This window comes from Peribacillus simplex (genome assembly GCF_030123325.1).
Classification (GTDB): Bacteria; Bacillota; Bacilli; order Bacillales; family DSM-1321; genus Peribacillus; species Peribacillus simplex_D.
Window position 1 is genome coordinate 5695108 of the sequence record NZ_CP126106.1, and the last position, 20216, is coordinate 5715323.

At 43.1% G+C, this 20216-nt stretch carries 20 protein-coding genes; 9 read left to right on the forward strand and 11 right to left on the reverse strand.

Annotated features, from left to right (window positions below):
* Positions 1–352: 352 nt before the first annotated feature.
* From QNH43_RS27180 to QNH43_RS27190, 3 genes are all read left to right on the forward strand, one after another.
* On the forward strand, positions 353–1873 hold the full coding sequence (locus tag QNH43_RS27180) for an FAD-dependent oxidoreductase (RefSeq protein ID WP_283916400.1): 1521 nt from the start codon (positions 353–355) through the stop codon (positions 1871–1873).
* Between the two features lie 112 nt (positions 1874–1985).
* On the forward strand, positions 1986–2180 hold the full coding sequence (locus tag QNH43_RS27185; protein WP_076368446.1) for a YwbE family protein: 195 nt from the start codon (positions 1986–1988) through the stop codon (positions 2178–2180).
* A 142-nt stretch (positions 2181–2322) separates the two neighbouring features.
* Entirely contained in the window at positions 2323–2979 is a 657-nt protein-coding gene (locus tag QNH43_RS27190) for an SIMPL domain-containing protein (RefSeq protein WP_283916401.1), read from the forward strand.
* Between the two features lie 56 nt (positions 2980–3035).
* Here the strand turns inward: QNH43_RS27190 and purU are convergent, their stop codons facing one another.
* On the reverse strand, positions 3036–3938 hold the full coding sequence (purU, locus tag QNH43_RS27195) for a formyltetrahydrofolate deformylase (protein ID WP_283916402.1): 903 nt from the start codon (positions 3936–3938) through the stop codon (positions 3036–3038).
* 472 nt (positions 3939–4410) lie between these two features.
* On the opposite strand from purU, the gene QNH43_RS27200 reads away from it, so the two are divergent.
* The 4 genes from QNH43_RS27200 to QNH43_RS27215 all read left to right on the forward strand — a co-directional run bounded on the left by QNH43_RS27200 (position 4411) and on the right by QNH43_RS27215 (position 8595).
* Positions 4411–5190 carry a transporter substrate-binding domain-containing protein gene (locus QNH43_RS27200; RefSeq protein WP_076368449.1) on the forward strand — a complete coding sequence of 260 codons (780 nt, stop codon included), beginning with the start codon at positions 4411–4413 and terminating at the stop codon, positions 5188–5190.
* Between the two features lie 26 nt (positions 5191–5216).
* On the forward strand, positions 5217–5882 hold the full coding sequence (locus tag QNH43_RS27205) for an amino acid ABC transporter permease (protein WP_283916403.1): 666 nt from the start codon (positions 5217–5219) through the stop codon (positions 5880–5882).
* Between the two features lie 12 nt (positions 5883–5894).
* Positions 5895–6635, forward strand: coding sequence for an amino acid ABC transporter ATP-binding protein (locus tag QNH43_RS27210; RefSeq protein ID WP_076368451.1), 741 nt, complete (start codon positions 5895–5897; stop codon positions 6633–6635).
* A 307-nt stretch (positions 6636–6942) separates the two neighbouring features.
* Positions 6943–8595 carry a glutamine--tRNA ligase/YqeY domain fusion protein gene (locus tag QNH43_RS27215; protein WP_283916404.1) on the forward strand — a complete coding sequence of 551 codons (1653 nt, stop codon included), beginning with the start codon at positions 6943–6945 and terminating at the stop codon, positions 8593–8595.
* A gap of 63 nt (positions 8596–8658) precedes the next feature.
* On the opposite strand, the gene QNH43_RS27220 is transcribed toward QNH43_RS27215, so the two are convergent.
* The 9 genes from QNH43_RS27220 to QNH43_RS27260 form a co-directional block, all read right to left on the reverse strand.
* Positions 8659–9513 carry an STAS domain-containing protein gene (locus tag QNH43_RS27220; protein WP_283916405.1) on the reverse strand — a complete coding sequence of 285 codons (855 nt, stop codon included), beginning with the start codon at positions 9511–9513 and terminating at the stop codon, positions 8659–8661.
* Between the two features lie 22 nt (positions 9514–9535).
* On the reverse strand, positions 9536–10495 hold the full coding sequence (msrB, locus tag QNH43_RS27225; protein ID WP_076368454.1) for a peptide-methionine (R)-S-oxide reductase MsrB: 960 nt from the start codon (positions 10493–10495) through the stop codon (positions 9536–9538).
* Between the two features lie 154 nt (positions 10496–10649).
* Positions 10650–11834 carry a NupC/NupG family nucleoside CNT transporter gene (locus QNH43_RS27230; RefSeq protein ID WP_283916406.1) on the reverse strand — a complete coding sequence of 395 codons (1185 nt, stop codon included), beginning with the start codon at positions 11832–11834 and terminating at the stop codon, positions 10650–10652.
* A gap of 264 nt (positions 11835–12098) precedes the next feature.
* A complete protein-coding gene (locus QNH43_RS27235; protein WP_283916407.1) occupies positions 12099–12554 on the reverse strand; it encodes a hypothetical protein in 456 nt (151 codons plus the stop codon).
* Between the two features lie 126 nt (positions 12555–12680).
* Positions 12681–13919 (reverse strand): sensor histidine kinase, encoded by a 1239-nt coding sequence (locus tag QNH43_RS27240; RefSeq protein ID WP_283916408.1) that lies wholly within the window; start codon positions 13917–13919, stop codon positions 12681–12683.
* 10 nt (positions 13920–13929) lie between these two features.
* Positions 13930–14601 (reverse strand): response regulator transcription factor, encoded by a 672-nt coding sequence (locus tag QNH43_RS27245; RefSeq protein WP_076368458.1) that lies wholly within the window; start codon positions 14599–14601, stop codon positions 13930–13932.
* Between the two features lie 108 nt (positions 14602–14709).
* Complete coding sequence (locus QNH43_RS27250; RefSeq protein WP_349654795.1) at positions 14710–15900, reverse strand: ABC transporter permease; 1191 nt, start codon at positions 15898–15900, stop codon at positions 14710–14712.
* The gene (locus QNH43_RS27255) at positions 15827–16567 is read right to left on the reverse strand and encodes an ABC transporter ATP-binding protein (protein ID WP_283916409.1); all 741 of its coding nucleotides are present in this window, start codon (positions 16565–16567) and stop codon (positions 15827–15829) included. Before QNH43_RS27255 ends, QNH43_RS27250 begins: the two co-directional genes overlap by 74 nt.
* A gap of 1 nt (position 16568) precedes the next feature.
* On the reverse strand, positions 16569–17519 hold the full coding sequence (locus QNH43_RS27260) for an efflux RND transporter periplasmic adaptor subunit (protein ID WP_283916410.1): 951 nt from the start codon (positions 17517–17519) through the stop codon (positions 16569–16571).
* A 235-nt stretch (positions 17520–17754) separates the two neighbouring features.
* Here QNH43_RS27260 and QNH43_RS27265 point away from each other — a divergent pair, with 235 nt between their 5' ends.
* A complete protein-coding gene (locus QNH43_RS27265) occupies positions 17755–18093 on the forward strand; it encodes a DUF485 domain-containing protein (RefSeq protein WP_283916411.1) in 339 nt (112 codons plus the stop codon).
* A gap of 14 nt (positions 18094–18107) precedes the next feature.
* Positions 18108–19646, forward strand: a complete 1539-nt coding sequence (locus QNH43_RS27270; protein WP_283916412.1) for a solute symporter family protein — start codon at positions 18108–18110, stop codon at positions 19644–19646.
* Between the two features lie 105 nt (positions 19647–19751).
* Here the strand turns inward: QNH43_RS27270 and QNH43_RS27275 are convergent, their stop codons facing one another.
* Positions 19752–20201, reverse strand: a complete 450-nt coding sequence (locus tag QNH43_RS27275) for a threonine/serine exporter family protein (RefSeq protein ID WP_283916413.1) — start codon at positions 20199–20201, stop codon at positions 19752–19754.
* Positions 20202–20216: the final 15 nt, after the last annotated feature.

Sequence of the window (20216 nt, forward strand, 5' to 3'; positions counted from 1 at the left end):
CTTTAAAAATATTTAACGGCCCTCCTCTCCACGATTCTGGAGGCTGAAAAATTTTTCACGATAGTCAATCCTTCATATGTTGTAGCTATATTTGTCGAATTGCTTTCAAATTGTTTACAATAGGAACAAGTATGTATACATCTTAATATATAGCCACGTGTACGTGTTTGTAAACATGTTTACTCATTTGTATACGTTACATCTATTTTTGTTTACATGTATACATTTTTGTAAACAAACCAAATAATGTATTTTTCCACTCTTTCTTCTTACAAAAATAAGCGTATAAATAGCGAATTTGGGTATGGTAATAAATGGACAATTCACTAATGAACTGTATGGAGGTATTTAAATGACTGAAAAAAATACAGACCTTCCCCGATTTCCGGAACCCTATTGGCGCAGCGCGTTAACTTTCCCATCTTTTTCTAAACTAGAAACAGATATAAACTCTGATGTCTTAATAGTAGGCGGCGGAATTACTGGAATCACTTCTGCTTATCTACTAGCGAAACAAGGTGTAAAAGTCACTCTGATTGATGCAGGCGAAATCCTAACTGGAACGACAGGACACACTACAGCAAAAATCACGGCCCAACATGGCTTGATTTATGACCAATTGATCACTGACCATGGCGAAGAGAAGGCCAAACTTTATTATGAAGCCAATGCAGATGGAATGAAGCTAATCAAAGACTTGGTAGAAGAACATTCCATTGAATGTAATTTGACTGCACAGGATGCCTATGTCTACGCAAATACAGATGAATATAAAATCAAAATTCAAAATGAACTGAAAGCCTATCAAAAACTCGGCATTCGGGGTGATTATGCAGAGAGTATCCCTTTCTCCATCCCTTCTAAAGCTGCTGTGATCATGAAAGATCAAGCACAGTTTCACCCGTTAAAATACTTAACTGCCCTCATTTCGACAATTGTCGAAAGTGGAGGCAAAATTTATGAACGGACAACGGCAATGAAGATTGAAGACGGCGATCCACCTACCGTTCTGACCGATACTGGACATACAATCAAAAGCAATCAAGTAATCGTTGCCTCCCACTTCCCTTTTAATGATGAAAAGGGCTTATACTTTGCCCGTGTCCATGTAGATAGGTCCTATGTACTTGGAATCAGGACTGAACAGGAATATCCCGGTGGGATGTATTACAGCGCAGACAGCCCTACCCGCTCCCTTCGCTATACGGAATTGGACAATGGGGAAAAACTGATACTGGTCAGCGGGGATGGTCATAAAACTGGCCAGGGAGTCTCGATGATCGAGCATTATGAAGCACTGAAGGACTTCAGTTCCCAATATTTCGATGTGAAGGACATTCCCTACCGCTGGTCGGCACAAGATATTGTGACACCGGATAAGATCCCCTTCGTTGGACCAGTGACATCCAATAATCCAAACGTTCTGATAGCTACCGGCTATGCGAAATGGGGAATGACGAATGGGTCGATTGCTGCCAAGATCTTAACTGACCGGGTTTTGCAAAGGGATAACCGGTATGCAGACTTGTATGACCCCGCCCGTTTAAAAGGCATGAAGAATATAGTCCAAGATAATGCTGATGTAGCGAAGCATTTGATCAAAGGCAAATTGGCCGTCATTCATAAAACGCCTGAAGACATAGGAATTGATGAAGGAGCAATCGTGAAGGTGAATGGAGACAAGGCTGGGTGTTACCGTGATCATGATGGCCAGCTTCATATCGTTGATTCCACATGTACGCACATGGGGTGTGAAGTTGCCTGGAATAGCGGTGACCGTACTTGGGATTGCCCATGCCATGGCTCCCGCTACTCCATTGCTGGTGAAGTGTTGAATGGCCCTGCTGTCGAACCATTGAAAAAAATACGCTGATGGTCATCGTGATTTTATCTAATAGTCGACTCGGTCCGCTGTTTTCCTTATACTGAAGTTACTGCATGGTTGTTGAATGGTTGCAAATAACTCTGAAAAGGATTGAATTGAAATGAACGGTAAAAATCGGAAGGACATTACCCCAGGTGCCTCTGTGGACATTGTACTTAAAGCAGATCAACGGAGCGGAAAACTGACAAGCGGCACTGTAAAGGATATTTTGACCAACTCCAGCACTCACCCTCATGGAATTAAAGTAAGATTGACTGATGGCCAGGTTGGCAGGGTTCAAGTCATTCATAAGTAATGCGCACTCGGTCCAGGCCGAGTGTTTTTTTGTGATCATTCGACCGAATTAATGACAATGGGGATATTTCAATCATGTTTCCCGTTCATAATTCGTACAATAGGGTGAGATTATCTCTTTTAAAAAAGGCTGGTGTCACAAAATGAAAGAATACAATGCCCCCGATGAGGTTCATTACCGCAACGATGAACATACATTGAAAGTTTCCGGCTCAGAGACGCTATCCGCTGCTCCGGATCAAGCCACAATCACCCTAGGAGTCATAACAGAGGATAAGGACCCGCAAAAGGCCCAGCAAGCCAATTCCCAAGCAATCGCAAATGTCATCGCGTCACTTAAATCCGCAGGCATACCCGAAGAGCAATTGAAAACGAGTGATTACAGAATCGATCCGCAATATGATTATATTGACGGAAAGGAATTGTTCAAGAACTACAAAGTCCAGCACATCATCCAAGCCCAAACGACCGACATCGAGAAAATAGGCAGCATAATCGACACGGCCGTCAGAAGTGGTGCCAATTCAATCACCAGCATCCGCTTCTCTTTATCCAACCCAGATGCATACTATAACCAGGCACTTTCTCTCGCTTTAAAAAATGCATACGAAAAAGCACTCTCCATGGCCCGAACACTGGGAATAACATTGAACCCAGTCCCTAATAAGGTTGAAGAGCTATCTGAAACGGCAACACCGATGCTTTACCAAACAAGTACCTTTTCAAAAATGGCGACTACCCCGATTCAGCCTGGTGAATTGAACATCACTGCCTCAGTAAGGGTGGAGTACACGTACTAGCACTCACTAAATTCCATCCTAAAAACCCCCCTTGATGAACAATGGGGGGTTTTACTTTAAAAGACTACCGTCTTATTTTCATGAACAAGGACGCGGTCCTCCAAATGCCATTTAACGGCACGTGCCAGCACCCTGCGTTCAGCTGAACGACCGATTTTCTTCATATCCCCAGCAGAATCACGATGGTCCACACGTTCAATATCCTGCTCGATGATTGGGCCTTCATCCAAATCATTCGTCACATAATGGGAAGTCGCACCAATCAGCTTAACACCTCTGTCATAAGCTCTTTCATAAGGCCGTGCTCCAATGAATGCAGGTAAAAATGAATGATGTATATTGATGATTTTGTTTGGATGGGCCGCTACGAAGTCCGGCGTCAATATCTGCATATACCTGGCCAATATAATAAGGTCCACTTTGAATTCTTCCAGAAGTCCAAGCTGTTTTGTCTCCACTTCCCTACGTATATCCTTATTTGCAGGAATGTAATAAAATGGGATGCCCATCGATTCGACAATTTGCCTCGTGTCTTCATGATTACTGATGACCAGCGCAATATCAGCTAATAAATCCCCGCTTTGCCACTCCCATAGCAATTCCAGAAGACAATGCGGTTCCTTGGAAACGAAGATTGCAGTCCTCTTCAAATCACTCACATGGTTAAATGTCCATTGCATGGAGAATGCTGTCGAAACTTCCTGGAATGCCTGCTGCATATCCGCTGCCCTATCCTTCAATCCCGGACAATCGAATTCGATCCTGGTGAAAAAGGTACCGCCCTCAGGATTCATCGAATACTGACTCAATTCAACAATATTTGCATCATATTCTTTAAGAAAGGCAGTAACTGTCGAAACAATTCCTGGCCGGTCCGGACACTTTATAATCAAACGGCCTCTATCTTGATTCTTTTCGCGAAACTCCTGTAACTGTTCTTGCACAAAGTTGCTAACCATTTTCCCAACTGCCCTTCTTCTATTTTGCTATATTATACTTCAATTCATGGGCAAAATTAAAGTCAGTCCATTCAATGCGGGATTTTGTTGGCAGACAACATGGCCCTTTCTTGAAATCCTCCAGTTTTATCCCATCCCATTCATCAGTTTTTCTCTTTTGATAGATTCTTAATCTTCATCCTAATTATGTCGAATTCCTATCTAGAGCTGAAACTAACCTAAATTTCTTTCTCCATTAAATAATTTTTGTCATTTTTTTAGGAATTTACCGGTAATTTGGAAGGAAATGAAGGCAAAGGTCGAGAACCTTTATGAAATGCATAGTGAAGGGGATTCTTGAATGAAACGGACGGCATGAACCGGGCCACCATTTTATTCCAGTTTTATTTTCCCTAGATAATAAGGTTATTCACTGCCCCATAAGGGTATAGACCATTCTATTAGTTTTTTCAAAGGGGGAAATGAAATTATCATGAAATCATCAGTTACATTCATTGTATCCATTTTGGCTGTTCTCGGTCTTCTGTCCGGCTGTGCTGAAAAGGACCAGCTGGAGGATGGAAGTAAGCTGATCAATAAGGACCAGTTTGTTTTCGCTGCCTCAGGCGAATTCAAGCCATTCAGTTATGTCAATGATGACATGACCGTAACTGGATTCGATATTGAGGTCGGCGATGCAATAGCAAAGGAACTGGACCTGGAGCCAGTACCTAAACGGATAAAATTCAAAGGCATCGTGGAAGGTGTCAAAACCGGTCGGGCAGATGCCGCGGTTGCCAGTCATACAATCAATGAACAACGAAGTAAACATGTTGCCTTCTCGACCCCTTATTACTACTCAGGTCCTCAAATTTTCGTCCGCTCAGACAGTGATATTAAAACGGTCGAAGATTTAAAGGGAAAGGAAGTTGCGGCTTCTAAAGGCTCCACGTACGCAACCACAGCAGAAAAATATACAACCAATGTAAAAACCTATGACAGTGATATCACCGCCCTGAAAGCATTGAGCGGAGGACGTCATGATGCCGTCATCACCGACTTCGTAACCGGCAAGGAAGCTACCAAGGAAGGTTTCGACATCGAAGGCAGGCAATTGATCGAACGAAGCGAGCAGGCCATCGTACTGCCTAACGACAACCCTCAGCTGCTTGCACGCATTAACGAAGCACTTGAAAACCTCCGGGAAGATGGAACGCTTGCGGAAATCAGCAAAAAGTACTTTGGTGAGGACATCACAACCAAGCCTGAATAAAGATTGATAGAAAGGGAGTCATTACATTGCCAAGTTTTTCACATTTTTTTGATACATTATTTAACTCCTCGGACGTATTCATCCGAGCCATGCTCCTCACATTGGAACTGACGGTAGTCTCCATATTGGTAGGAATCGTCATCGGATTGCTATTTGCACTTTTAAAAATTTCCAATATAAAAATTCTTGCCTGGATTTCAGATACATATGTATTCCTGGTACGGGGAACACCGCTAATCGTACAGATATTCATACTATATTTCGGTATCAGCAATCTCTTCTTACTGCCGGACTTCTGGGCGGCATCACTTGCCTTGGCCTTCCATAATGGAGCTTATATCTCTGAAATTTTACGTGGTACGATCCAATCCATCGATAAAGGCCAAATGGAAGCCGGACGCTCCCTTGGCATGAGCAAATCGCTCACATTAAGAAGGATCATCTTACCTCAAGCCTTCCGTCGCGCATTGCCGCCGCTAGGCAACCAATTCATCATCGGGCTGAAAGATTCATCACTGGCAGCCTTCATCTCGATGAATGAGCTGTTTAACGTGGCGACTACATTAGGTTCGAATAATTTCGATGAAATGACTTATTTACTGATTGTAGCGGTCTACTACTTGATTCTAGTGGCATTACTGACCATCATCGTCAATTTATTCGAAAAGAAACTTTCCATTAGTGATCGATAGGGGGGAATTGAAATGGAACAAAAAGAAATGATTCGCATTAGGAATTTAAATAAATCGTATGGAGACCTGCATGTACTCAAAGATATTGATATGAAGGTACTGGATAGCGATGTTGTCTGTCTGATCGGGCCAAGCGGTTCCGGAAAAAGCACCCTGCTTCGCTGTTTGAATTATTTAGAGAAAAAAGACAGCGGGCAAATCCTCATTGAAGGAACGGAAGTCCAACCGGGTACCCATGATATTAATAAAATCCGCGAGAAAGTCGGAATGGTTTTTCAGCATTTCTACCTCTTCCCGCATATGACCGTGCTTGAAAATGTCATCGAAGCACCGACTCACGTCAAAAAAGTCCCTAAGGCCCAGGCAATCGAGGAAGCAAAAGCATTGCTTGCCAAAGTTGGCTTATCAGATAAAGCGGATGTCTATCCAAGCAAGCTCTCAGGTGGGCAGAAACAGCGTGTCGCCATAGCCCGTGCCCTTGCAATGAAGCCTGATATCCTGCTCTTTGATGAGCCTACCTCGGCTCTGGATCCCGAACTTGTCGGGGAAGTTCTTGCCACGATGAAGGAACTTGCCTTGGAAGGGATGACAATGGTAGTCGTTACACATGAAATGAGTTTTGCACGTGAAGTCGGGGATTGGATTGTCTTCATGCATAATGGGAGGGTTGTCGAAAGCGGCCCGCCAAAAGAATTCTTCACCAATCCAAAAGAAGAACGGACAAAAGAATTTTTGCAAACGACAGTCTTTTGATTTCCATCCTATAATCTGTCTAATAGCGAGAATAATTCGTCCTAGAGACCAACCATCATTATAAGCAATACAGACGTGACTTCCTGTATTGCTTATTTTGCTTTCTATATTCGCGAGATGGATCGTTCCCTTAATTACATGATCAAATTTCCAGGGATATTTTCGCTCTGATTGTACAAACTAAATACTTGATGAAATTGTTTCAGATAACCCTGATTCCGGCTCGAACATGGAAAAATATCTGTATTTATGGTATATATACAGGTAAAATTAAAAGAAGTATATAAATGAAAGAGGTCGAATTCAGTTGGAAAATAACTCTTCGAATTTTATTAAAAATATTATAAAAGATGATCTAGAGTCCGGAAAACATGATCATGTCATCACCCGCTTCCCTCCTGAGCCGAACGGATATTTACATATCGGGCACGCCAAATCAATCATTTTGAATTTTGGGGTGGCTGATGATTTCAATGGGAAAACTAACCTTCGTTTCGATGATACGAATCCATTGAAAGAGGATATTGAGTTTGTCAATTCCATTAAGGAAGATGTAAAATGGCTCGGTTACGACTGGGATAACCTTTTCTTCGCTTCCGACTATTTTGATGAAATGTATAAAAGAGCTGTGCTGCTCATCAATAAAGGACTTGCATATGTGGACGACCTTAATGCCGACCAAATCCGTGAATATCGCGGAACGCTGACCGAGCCGGGAAAAGATAGCCCCTACCGCAATAGAACCGTCGAGGAAAATCTTGAACTATTTGAAAAGATGCGCAGCGGCGAATTCGAAAACGGTGCAAAAGTATTGCGTGCCAAAATCGATATGAGCTCGCCTAACATCAATTTGCGTGATCCCGTCATATACCGTATCTCCCATACTGAACACCATAATACCGGCAACAAATGGTGCATCTACCCAATGTACGCCTTTGCTCACCCAATTGAAGATGCCATCGAGGGAGTCACACACTCCATTTGTACGCTTGAGTTCGAAGATCAACGCCCTCTTTATGACTGGATCGTTGAATATTGTGAAATGGAAAGCAAGCCAAAACAATATGAATTTGGCCGTCTTAACCTGACCAATACAGTAATGAGCAAGCGAAAACTGAAGCAGCTTGTCGATGAGGGCTTCGTGGACGGCTGGGACGACCCACGGATGCCTACCATTTCAGGCTTGCGGAGACGCGGGTATACACCCGAAGCGATTCGTGCATTCTGCCAAGAGATAGGTGTCGCAAAAACAAGCGGTGTCGTAGACTCTCAAATGCTTGATCATTTCGTGCGGGAAGACTTAAAGCTGAAGGCTCCACGGACTATGGGTATCCTAAACCCGCTTAAAGTGGTCATCACCAACTATCCGGAAGGCGAGGTAGAATGGCTGGATGCTGAGGTCAATCCGGAAGTTCCGGAAATGGGCACACGCCAAATCCCGTTTTCACGTGAAATATATATCGAACAGGACGATTTCATGGAAAATCCGCCGAAAAAGTATTTCCGACTTTTCCCGGGCAATGAAGTCCGTTTGAAACATGCTTATTTCATTAAATGTGAAGAAGTGATAAAAGACGAAGCCGGTAACGTCATTGAACTTCGCTGCACATACGACATTGAAACGAAAAGCGGTTCGGGCTTCACTGGCCGTAAAGTAAAAGGTACATTGCACTGGGTCGAAGCTTCACAAGCCGTTTCAGCAGAGTTCCGCAACTACCAGCCTTTAATCTTGGATAAAGAAAATGATGAAGAGGAAGAAAAATCATTCCTGGACCGGGTAAACCCTGATTCTGTAGAAATTTTACAAGGATTTGTCGAGCCTAACATGAAAGATGTTAAGCCTCAGGATAAATTCCAATTCTTCAGGCATGGCTATTATAATGTTGATTCAAAACTCACTGCGGCCGATCACTTGGTCTTCAACCAAATCGTTGGGTTGAAGAGTTCATTCAAGTTATAGAATCACGGAAAAGAACCAGATTCCTAGACGAATCTGGTTCTTTTTCATTCTCTGTACCTTCTGTCATTTTTTCTCGTAAAGTTTAATCCCTTGCTTGGAAAGGGCCTGTTTAAGAGTACTATGTGTCGAAACCTGACTAAAATCAAGACCTAACTGAATCGATGTCTGGGCCACTTCAGGACGAATCCCGGAAATGGTCGATTGAATGCCTAACAGGTTCAGGGTACTTATCAATTGATAGATCTGTTGGGCAACCATCGTATCTAAAAGGGAGACTCCAGATAAATCGATGAATAAGTGAGTGACATTTTTGCTAATGCATTTGCTTGGAGTCGCATTCAAAATTTCCTTTGCCCGAAAGGTATCGATTTCACCGATTAACGGCAATACCGCAATGGCATCAACAATGGGAATGACGGGTGCACCCAGTTCATTAATCAGCTCCTGTTGAGCAAGTAAACGTACTTTTGTCAAAAGGTAATACTGCTCAGTGAACTCACGGTTCAATTGATCGAAGGCACCATTAATAAGCCGGCTCCATCGGATGATTATATCCTTCGTTATCTTCGTATCCATGAGCATATAATCAGTGATGAATGCCCAATATGTTTCACGAACCTTATTAAGTGCTTCCAACACTTCGTAAATGGGGGTGTCCGATTCAACCCTGCTCTTCGCAACAAGTGTGGCCCACTGCTCCATCGTATCAATAAAAGCAGTTTTATCTTCAAGTAAAGCACTTGTCACTGTCTTGATGGTCAATGTATTCTGTTCTCTAAGAAGCTTTTCGATTTCCGCATCAGAATCCATTGAATAGATGGATCCAGACTGCTTTTCCCTTAAAGCCAGCCAGTTTTCCGTAATCTTGGATGAGTTATCAAGGATATATCGATATAAATTTTCATCTATTTTATCCATTTGTGCTCCCCTATCTCACTAGTTATTTCATTTTAAAAAGTATTAATAAATCTCCATATCCCTCTCTCTCCATTTCATTTCTAGGAATGAATCGAAGGGACGCAGAGTTTATGCAATATCTCGTGCCTTTAGGACTTGGGCCATCAGGGAAAACATGTCCAAGGTGTGAATCGGCGTCCCTGCTGCGCACCTCGGTCCGGGTCATTCGGTGGCTGAGATCCATTTTCTCATTGACACTTGCCGACATGATGGGCTTGGTGAAGCTTGGCCACCCACAACCGCTATCATACTTATCCCGCGAACTGAATAGAGGCTCCCCAGAAACGACATCCACATAGATGCCTTCTTCAAAGTGATCCCAATAGGCATTATCGAAAGGCGGCTCCGTGCCATTTTCCTGGGTGACATGGAACTGGCTCTCCGTTAAGGTCTTTCTTAGGTGTGCATTATCCTTTGGCCAATTTTCTTTAATGAAAGCATCCCGTCCTGAGCCTTTACGATACAATGCATAGCGAAACTGATTTTTTCGATAGAATTCTTGATGATATTCCTCAGCCTCGTAAAATTTCCCCGTGGGTAGAATACCCGTAACTATAGGTTTCTTAAACCGACCGCTCATCATTAATTCTTCCTTCGATTGTTCTGCCTCCTGTTTCTGACGTTCATTAAGATAGAAAATGGCTGCCTTGTATTGCTTTCCCCTATCCGAGAACTGTCCATCGTCATCCGTAGGATCGATTTGGCGCCAAAATATCTCTAATAACGTTTTATAGGAAATGATTGATGGATCGAATACCACTTTCACCGCTTCAACATGATCAGTCGAACCGGTAATCACTTGTTTATAACTGGGCGCGGCAAATTTGCCGCCTGTATAACCTGATGTCACTGAAATAATACCATCCATTTCATCAAAGGGAGCAACCATGCACCAAAAACAGCCTCCTGCAAAGATTGCCGTTTCTTTTCCAGCCGTCGTCATCCTAAAACTCCCCTTTCACGCCTGTCATTTTATGTATTATATACCAGCAAGCCAAACACCTTCAAATTCAAAAATCACTTTCTATCTTTGCTGTACAAATATAAAAGAGGCACTTAGGAGTAAACCCTAAGTGCCCTTTGTGTTAGATCCCTTATTAAAGTATCACACTTACAATGATCGCTGATAAGATGCTGACAAGAGTCGCACCGTATAACAGCTTCAAGCCGAAACGGGCTACAACATTCCCCTGTTTTTCATGAAGTCCTTTGACTGCACCGGCAATGATTCCAATAGATGAGAAATTAGCGAATGAAACCAAGAAAACCGAAACGATCCCTATCGTCCTTTCGCTCAAGGCTGATGATGCTTCCCCTAGGCTCAGCATGGCAACGAATTCATTGGTTACCAGTTTCGTCGCCATGATTCCGCCAGCAGTCACGGTTTCTGAAATCGGTATACCCATGATAAAGGCAAAAGGTGCAAAGATATACCCCATGATGTCTTGGAAACTGATTCCGAAGATCATGTCGAATACGCTGTTGATCCCTGCGATTAACGCAACGAAACCAATTAACATCGCTGCTACAGTGATAGCAACCTTAAACCCATCCATGATATATTCCCCAAGCATTTCGAAGAAAGACTGCTTCTCTGCCCCTTCTTCAACAGGGAGAATATCCTCTTCATCCGTTACGGTATAAGGATTGATAATGGATGCGATGATAAATCCACCAAACATGTTAATAACAATTGCCGTCACAACGTACTTTGGTTCAATCATCGTCATATATGCACCGACGATCGACATCGATACAGTTGACATGGCTGATGCACAAAGCGTATACATGCGAGATGGCGGAATGGCGCCGAGTTGTTTTTTCAAAGTTATGAAAACCTCGGATTGGCCCACTATTGCTGATGCAACCGCATTGTAAGATTCCAATTTACCCATCCCATTCACTTTACTTAGAAGGAATCCAATCCACTTCATGATGAACGGAAGGATCTTGAAGTGTTGTAAAATCCCGATTAATGCTGAGATGAATACGATAGGAAGAAGGACATTTAAAAAGAATGGTGAAGCTCCTTCGTTTACAATCCCGCCAAATACAAAGGTGATTCCTTCATTTGCCCATTCTAAAAGTTTTCCGAAACCATCGGCAATCGAATTGATGATCACTAAACCAAACTTCGTGTTCAATAATAAATAAGTTAAAATAAGCTGAATGACCACCATGAGGATGATCGGTTTAATTTTAACTTTCTTCCGGTCACTGCTGACTAAGATAGCTAGTCCAAAAACAATAAGCAGGCCTAAAATTGCAATCAGGAATTTCATATATTCTGCCTCCACTAAGGGTGAATTTAATGTTCGTGCATTACTAGTAGGATACCCTCAAAAAATTTATGCAAACGTTTTCTCTTTCATCCAAAATACATGTACGTACCTCTCCAGAAGTCTATATTAAACTAATATTTTTTTAAGTGCAATTATTATTTCCCTTTTTAAAATAACAATTAGTGACAATGAAGGGTTTCGTGAATTAAAAAAGAAGGCTCCCCTCGAAGGGAACCTTCTCTTTCCTTAAATCGTATCCACTATTTAGGCAGCTGTTTTTCTGGATATCACCGACGTCGCTAATCCAGCGCCTCCAACGATAAAGATGATGATGGAGGTGGCCAAGCCACCTGCCCCTTGATAAAAGTTGATAAAATTCCCTGCAAAAGAGCCTCTGCCTTGGAAACCGCCACCGCTTGGCATCTCTCCTGGAGTCCCGGAACCATTAGGCCCGCCTTGTGGAGTGCCCTGCATATCATTTGATGCCGTTCCCGCAGTTGAAGTTGAATCGCCAGTCGCCGTACTGCTATTAGCCGATTCTTCCGTATCATCCGCTTCTGTTGTGCTGCGATCGGCAGGCTGACCCATCATCGCCTGTCGATTCACGGGTTCATTGCCGCTGCCATCCACATACATCATGATCCCGAGGACTGCTTGGGCCATTAAAAGGACCGAAGCCAATATTCCAACCAAAAAGTGGATCTTACCAAGTCTTTTCATCAATGATTCTCCTCCGAAAATAAATGTATTTATAAGATGATTATCTAAAAAGACCCTTAATTTTTCCTTAAGCAACAAGGAGAAAAGTAAGGGCCTTTTTCGTATTGGATGGCATCTATTGGTGGATTAATTTTTCCTTTGATTTCTCGGAAAAGTGATTTCAAAACGGGTGCGTTCATTCTGTTCACTTGTAACCTTGATGTTCCCTTGATGTGTGTTTACAATCCATTTGGCTATGGATAAACCTAAGCCGGATCCTTCATTTGCTGAACGGGATTGCTCCACTTGGTAAAAACGGTTAAAAATCAAGGGGAGATCTTCCTGCGGAATGCCTTTTCCATTATCCTCTACAGTAAGGATGATGGATGAAGCATTCTTGATGCAGGATAGGGAAATCTCCCCGCCTTCCTCTGTGAATTTCATCGCATTATCCACCAAGATCACCAATAGCTGATGAATTCTCTCTTTATCGCCATGAAACACCACCTGTTCGGGGGCATGGCTAATGATTGATTTCTCTTGAAAAGATGCTATATCCGTATACTGTTCCACGATATCCATAAGTAAGTCATCAAGGAAAAAGTTCGATTTCTTAACCTCCATTTGATTCGAATCCGTTCTGGTCAAGGTCAAAAGTCCGTTAACAAGCTTATTCAATCGGCGGACTTCTTTAGAAATGATGGATATATCAACGGCTTTTTCCTCGATTGTCGCGTTCGGTGATTGAAATAGCAAATCAGCCCGCGATTGAATGACGGCAAGCGGCGTTCGAATTTCATGCGAAGCATCCGAGACAAACTGCTGTTGCTGATCCCAGGATTTCTTGACCGGAATCAGGGCCCGTCCAGCCAGGAGATAGCCTGCGCCTACCGCCACTAGACTTCCAATTCCTCCACCAACAAACAATATGAGCAGCAAGCGATCAAGCATTTCTTTTTCTGTATCCACATTCCTGATGAATTGTACAGTCATCTCTCCATACTCCGTATCGACCTTGGTGGAAAGTGCACGAAACGTTTGCCCGTTTACCGATATTTCTTCAATCTCATCAAATCTTTCAGGGTAAAATTCCGATTCATTAATTTTAATAAAATTGTCTACACTCAGTCTTGGCTCAATGATCGTATCATCCGGTCCCCAAACGATTACGCTTGGCCCCGGACCTAAGAGAAACTCACCTTGCGGACGTCCGCCTGGCCTGCCGCCATTATTGAAATCACTATAATCCAGGTTAAGTGAATCATTGACATCCTTATAGATTTGATTTTCCGTATAGAAATAAATCATTCTGCTTAAAATGGCTATTAAAACAATAAAGACGATAGAATTCAATAGTGTTAGTTGAAGCCGTGTTTTTTGGAACATAATGATCCCCTTATGGTTGTTTTAGCATATAACCAATACCCCGAACGGTTTGAATATCTTTATGGTAATTGAAAGGTTCCAATTTTTTTCTAAGGTGATGGATGAACACTTCAACGATGGCGATCGTCGTATCTGAATCAAACCCCCAAATGCGGTCGAAAATCTGCTCACGGGTCAGTATTTTCCCATTATTTTGAATTAGGTATTCCAGTAATTCAAACTGTTTCAAAGTCATTTTAATGACCTTTCCATCAATCAAAATATCCTTTTCTTTTTCCAACAGTTCAATATTGCGGTATTTCACATGCTGCTCAAGCGTTATAATGCCACTCCTTCGAAGCAGGGCACGAATCCTGGCCTTAAGTTCCGGTGCCTGAAACGGCTTGACTAAATAATCATCGCCACCCATTTCCAATCCTCTGACACGATCCTCAAGTGCATCTTTTGCCGTCAAAAACAAGACACTAGTATCTATTTTTGCTTCCCTGATTTTCCGTACGATTTCAAATCCATCGATTCCCGGAAGCATTACATCCAAAATGATGATATCGTATATACTTTGCTGAGCCATGAATAGCCCATCTTCCCCATTATCCGCTGTATCCACTTCATATTCATCCGTCAGAATCTGTCGGATCGACTCTAATAATGAAACATTATCTTCTACCACCAAAACCTTCATGCAGGGTACCTCCCAACCGCCTCAATTGTGATATATGTTGATTTTATCCTTTTTCATATGCAAAAGAAAGCGGGCTTTTAATCGCCTGCTTTCTTTCAAATTGTATGTTCATTCGTGACGCAGTGCCTGGATTGGATTTAATTTGGATGCCTTATTGGCAGGAAATACTCCAAACATTATCCCGATTAAAATGGAGAATAAGAAGGCAAACAATGTCACCGACCATGAATAACTAATCGATAAACTTGAAAAAACTGAAATCAATTTTGCGATTCCCAATCCAATTCCAACCCCCAACAATCCCCCGAAGCAGCTCAGGACCATCGCTTCAATTAAAAACTGAAGAAGAATCGATTTCCGATTTGCCCCAATTGCTTTTCTAATCCCGATTTCCTTCGTCCTTTCTGATACGGAAACCAACATGATATTCATGATCCCGATTCCGCCAACCAGTAACGAAATACTGGCAATACCGCCAAGCATGAGTGTGAATGTGTCCGATACAGAACTCATTGTATCCATCAGGTCTTCTTGATTGGACACCGAATAGTTATCACTCTGTTCTGGGAATGATGTGGTCATCGCACCTTGTACCTGGTACATCGCCCTATCCATGATATTCTCGTTCTCCGCTTTTAAATATACGGTTCCGATTGTCGTGCTGCCTGTAGCCCTTTCGGCAGTGGTGATCGGTGCAATGATTACATCATCCCCGCTCGATCCCATTGAGGTGCCTACCGATTTCAGGACACCGATCACGCGATAGGAAACACCGCCGATAAGCACGTTCTGGTCCACAGCTTTTTGATTTTCAAAAAGCGTGCTGGCTGTATCCGACCCCAGGACAACGACCTTGGAGCGTAATTCCGTTTCCATATCAGTCAAAAACCGGCCTTGGCTGAGCTCCAGATCCCTAACCGATAAGTAGGATGAAGTTGCACCAGTCATTGAAACCTGTGCCGAAGCTTCTCCGTTTTTAGCATAAACGCGTCCAGTGACCACAGGCGCCACTTCCGATATCCCGTTCAGCTCTTTAAACTGTTCAATTGCATCATCCGTCAGCTCCACGGAGTCGGTATCCGTGACACTTACCGTTATCAGGTTCGTTCCCAAGCTATTGATTTCATCCTGAACGGACTGTGAGGAGCCCTGCCCGATCGAGACCAGAACGATTACGGAGGCAACTCCAATTATGATCCCAAGCATGGTTAAAAATGCTCTGACTTTATTGGTTTTGATACTGCGTATAGCCATCTTCATAGATTCGCTCAGGTTCAATCCAATCACCTCCGTTTTCAAATAGCTGACCATCCTGTATCCGGACGACACGGGTCGCTTCTTTAGCAACTTCCAAGTCATGGGTTATTAGAATGATTGTTTGTCCCTTTTCGTTCAATTCTTTCAGCATCTGCAGCACTTCTTTACTCGTTTTACTATCCAGTGCCCCCGTCGGCTCATCCGCCAATAGAACGGGAGGGTTACCTGCAAGTGCCCTTGCAATCGCAACTCTTTGCTGCTGTCCGCCCGACAGTTGGGTCGGCAGATGATTCTTCCGGTCACCCAGACCTACCATATCAAGGCATGCATTGGCCACTTCTCTTCTTTCCTTCACGCTTGCCCCTCTATAAACCAGGGGAAGTTCGACATTCTCCAACGCTGTCAGTTTTGCCAACAGGTTGAAATTTTGAAAGATAAAGCCTATTTTAATATTACGAATGGCAGCTAGCTCATTATCCTTCATCTTATCCACTTCTTTTCCATCAAGAAGATATTCACCAAAGTCAGGCTTGTCAAGGCAGCCAATCATATTCATGAACGTCGATTTCCCTGACCCGGAAGGACCAATGATCGAAATGAAATCGCCTTTATCGATTGTAAGACAGACATCTTGAAGTGCCCTAACCGTTTCGCCGCCTAATTCATATGATTTAGACATGTTCTTAATTTTTATGATGGGTTTCGCCATTTTACTGACCTCCCTTGCCGTTTGGCATCCCGCCACTCGGCATTCCGCTGCCGCCCTGCATTCGTATTTCGCCTCCTTGGCCTCCCCTCATTCCATCGTCGCCACTGCCAGTCGAGCTTTCATTGATGGTGATAGGCAAGGAAACAAGCTGGCCCTCTTCAAGACCCGAAGTTATTTCAATATACCTATCATTGCTGATCCCAGTCTCAACCGCTGTCTTTGTACTGGCAGTTCCATCAGTTGTACCGGATTGTTGTATATTTACATATTTTTCTTCACCGTCCATCTGGACAGCTTCAATCGGAACATATAAAGCATCTTTTACACTATTCGTCAAAATGCTCACTTCAGTCGACATCCCAATTTTTATATCGCCGGGTTTGTCAATTTTGATAGTGACATCGAATGAAGAAACCCCATTCTCATATGTACCTTCCTTTGCTACACTGGTCACTTCCCCCGTAAACGTTTCATCTTCAAAGGCACTGGCCTTAATTTCAACTGTTTGTCCTTTTTTAACACTTGGAACATCCAATTCATCTACACTGATCGTGGTTTTCAATTTTTTATAATCCGTAACGTGTGCCAACACTTCACTGCTTGATACACGATCCCCTTCTTCTACATCCATTGTTGTAACGGTACCATCGAATGGGGCCGTTATCGGGTCACTTCCATCCGTGAAGGTAATAAGTTCATCACCTTTCTCAACCAATTCATTCTTCTCTACAAGGACTTCATCCACTTCACCCGTTACAGAGGCAGTTATGTCCTCACTATTGATTGCGGCGACCGATCCGGAACCGCTTATTTGAACTTCAAGATCTCCCTTTTCAACTGTAGCGGTCACCGACTTTGCGATGACAGGCTCAGCACTGTCCTTCATGAAAAACCAAGCGCCTCCCCCAATCGCCAACACTAAAACCGTACATATCATTATTAACTTTTTCATCACTTTTCTCCTTTCAGATTTCCTTCGTTGAAACCAGTATCGTGACAGAAGCTTAACTTTTCCTTAATGGCTATGATCTTTCGTTTAGACATCACAATCCCTTGCTTGCACGAAAAAATTAAAACTTTGTCGAACGAAAATTTAATTTACAATATATTCTGAAAATTATATACTGATACTGATATCGGAATTTGGTAATGTAATCCGAATCAATAATGATGAAGGGGGAACCAACTTGGCATCTAACGATTCAATCGCTAAGGAAACCAAGGTAAGCGCTTCCACGGACTACACCAAGATCGTCCAATCAAAATCTTTTCAAGAACTGTTAAGGAAAAAACGCAATTTCATCGTCCCACTATCCATCTTTTTCATGGTCTTTTATTTCACCCTACCCCTACTAACTTCCTATTCTAAAGTTCTTAACTCAATTGCTTTCGGGGCAATCAGCTGGGCCTGGATTTTTGCCTTCGCTCAATTTATCATGACCTGGACATTATGCATCCTCTATTCCAAAAAAGCTGCGACATTTGACCGATTAGTGAAAAAAATCGTTAAAGAAGCGAAAGGATAAAAGGTGAATTCACAATGAATATACTTGCTTTCATATTATTTCTAATCATTGTCGGGCTAACATTGGTCATTACCTATTTTGCTTCACGGCGCACTAAAACGACCGCGGACTTTTATACGGCGGACAGCAGCCTTACCGGCTGGCAGAATGGCTGGGCCATTGCAGGAGATTATATGTCCGCTGCCTCATTTTTGGGGATAGCCGGCATGGTCGCACTCTCTGGATTTGATGGTTTTTTCTATAGCATAGGTTTTCTGGTTGCGTATCTGGTCGTTCTGTATATCGTGGCCGAACCGCTCCGTAACCTTGGCAAGTATACATTGGCGGACATGATCGCTGCCCGTTTCAATGAAAAGAAAGTACGCGGGGTCGCTGCCCTTAACACCATTTCCATCTCAACCTTTTATATGATCGCCCAATTAGTCGGTGCAGGTGCCCTTATAAAACTCTTACTTGGAATTGATTATCTTTACTCCGTCATCATTGTAGGCATTTTAATGACCGTATACGTCGTATTTGGCGGTATGACGGCCACCAGTTGGGTCCAAATCGTTAAAGCCGTTTTATTGATGGCAGGCACATTCATCATCTCCATCATCGTATTGGCGAAATTCGACTTTAGCGTGATCGAGATGTTCAAGCAGATGAAAACAGCCACTCCCTTGGGCGGGGATTTCCTCAACCCCGGTAACAAATTCAAGGATCCCTTGGATACTTTATCCCTTAATTTAGCGCTTGTACTCGGTACAGCAGGACTTCCTCACATTCTCATCCGTTTCTTTACGGTGAAAGACGCCATCACAGCCCGAAAGTCCGTAGTATATGCCACTTGGATCATTGGCATCTTTTATATCATGACCATTTTCCTGGGATTTGGAGCGGCAGCCTTTGTTGGATACGACAAAATCATAGCCGCGAATGCGGCCGGGAATATGGCTGCCCCGCTGCTTGCCGAAGCCATTGGGGGCGACTTCCTGTTCGCCTTTGTCTCTGCAGTTGCTTTCGCTACCATTTTAGCGGTTGTAGCAGGTCTCGTTCTATCGGCAGCATCTGCTTTTGCCCATGACTTCTATGGCCACATCATCCGGAAAGGCCAAGCCACTGACAAGGAACAAGTCGTTGCTGCTCGTTGGGCATCGATCGGAGTATCCATCCTCTCCATCATCCTTGCCTTATTTGCCCAAAACATGAATGTCGCCTTCCTTGTTTCACTTGCCTTTGCCGTCGCTGCCAGTGCCAATCTGCCCATCATTGTCTTCACGGTATTCTGGAAACGTTTTAACACAGCTGGCGCTGTCACGGGCATGTTAGTTGGACTGATCAGTTCTTTATTGCTCGTGTTCCTGAGTCCCAATGTCTGGTCACCGGTGGAGGGAGCGGCAATATTCGTAGGGGAGCCATTATTCCCGCTTGCCAATCCAGGCATCATCTCCATCCCGATTGGTTTTATCGCAGCCATCGCCGGAACACTTCTGTCAAGCAAGAAAGCTGATGCAAAAAAATTCGACGAAATTTTGGTTACGGCCAACACCGGGATGAAAGATCCTATATAAGCTAAATTACTTATTATTTTAAAATATTAAAAAGAGAAAGGAGATCAGGGTTTGTCCTGCTCTCCTTTCTCTTTATTCAGAACATATTCATCAGGAAGATTCCTGTTAACTTTTCAATCTTACCTTCCTTCTATTGTACTTAGTTACTAACTGGTTCATGACTTCTGCAAAGATCAGCCCCATCGCAATGGCACCAGCCAGCATGAAGACCTTGGCGGCCAACTGGACGGCGACATAAAAATCATTTCCGACAAAATGCTTCATCGCATCATACGACAAACCTCCAGGCACGAGCGGGATGATTCCCGATACATTGAAAATCGTGATCGGCGTTTTATACCTTTTAGCAAAATACTGGCTGATAACCGCAACGATAAATGCAGCCGCTAATGTTGCAATGATGCTGTTTATCTCATTTTCAACCAGAAAAAAGTATAAGATCCACCCTAACATCCCTACGAAACCACATTGTAACAATGAATTTTTTGGTACATTGAAGATGACTCCAAAGGCGGCTGAAGCAATGAAACTTGTAATAAGCTGTGCAATCATCATTCTTCCTCCCCTAAA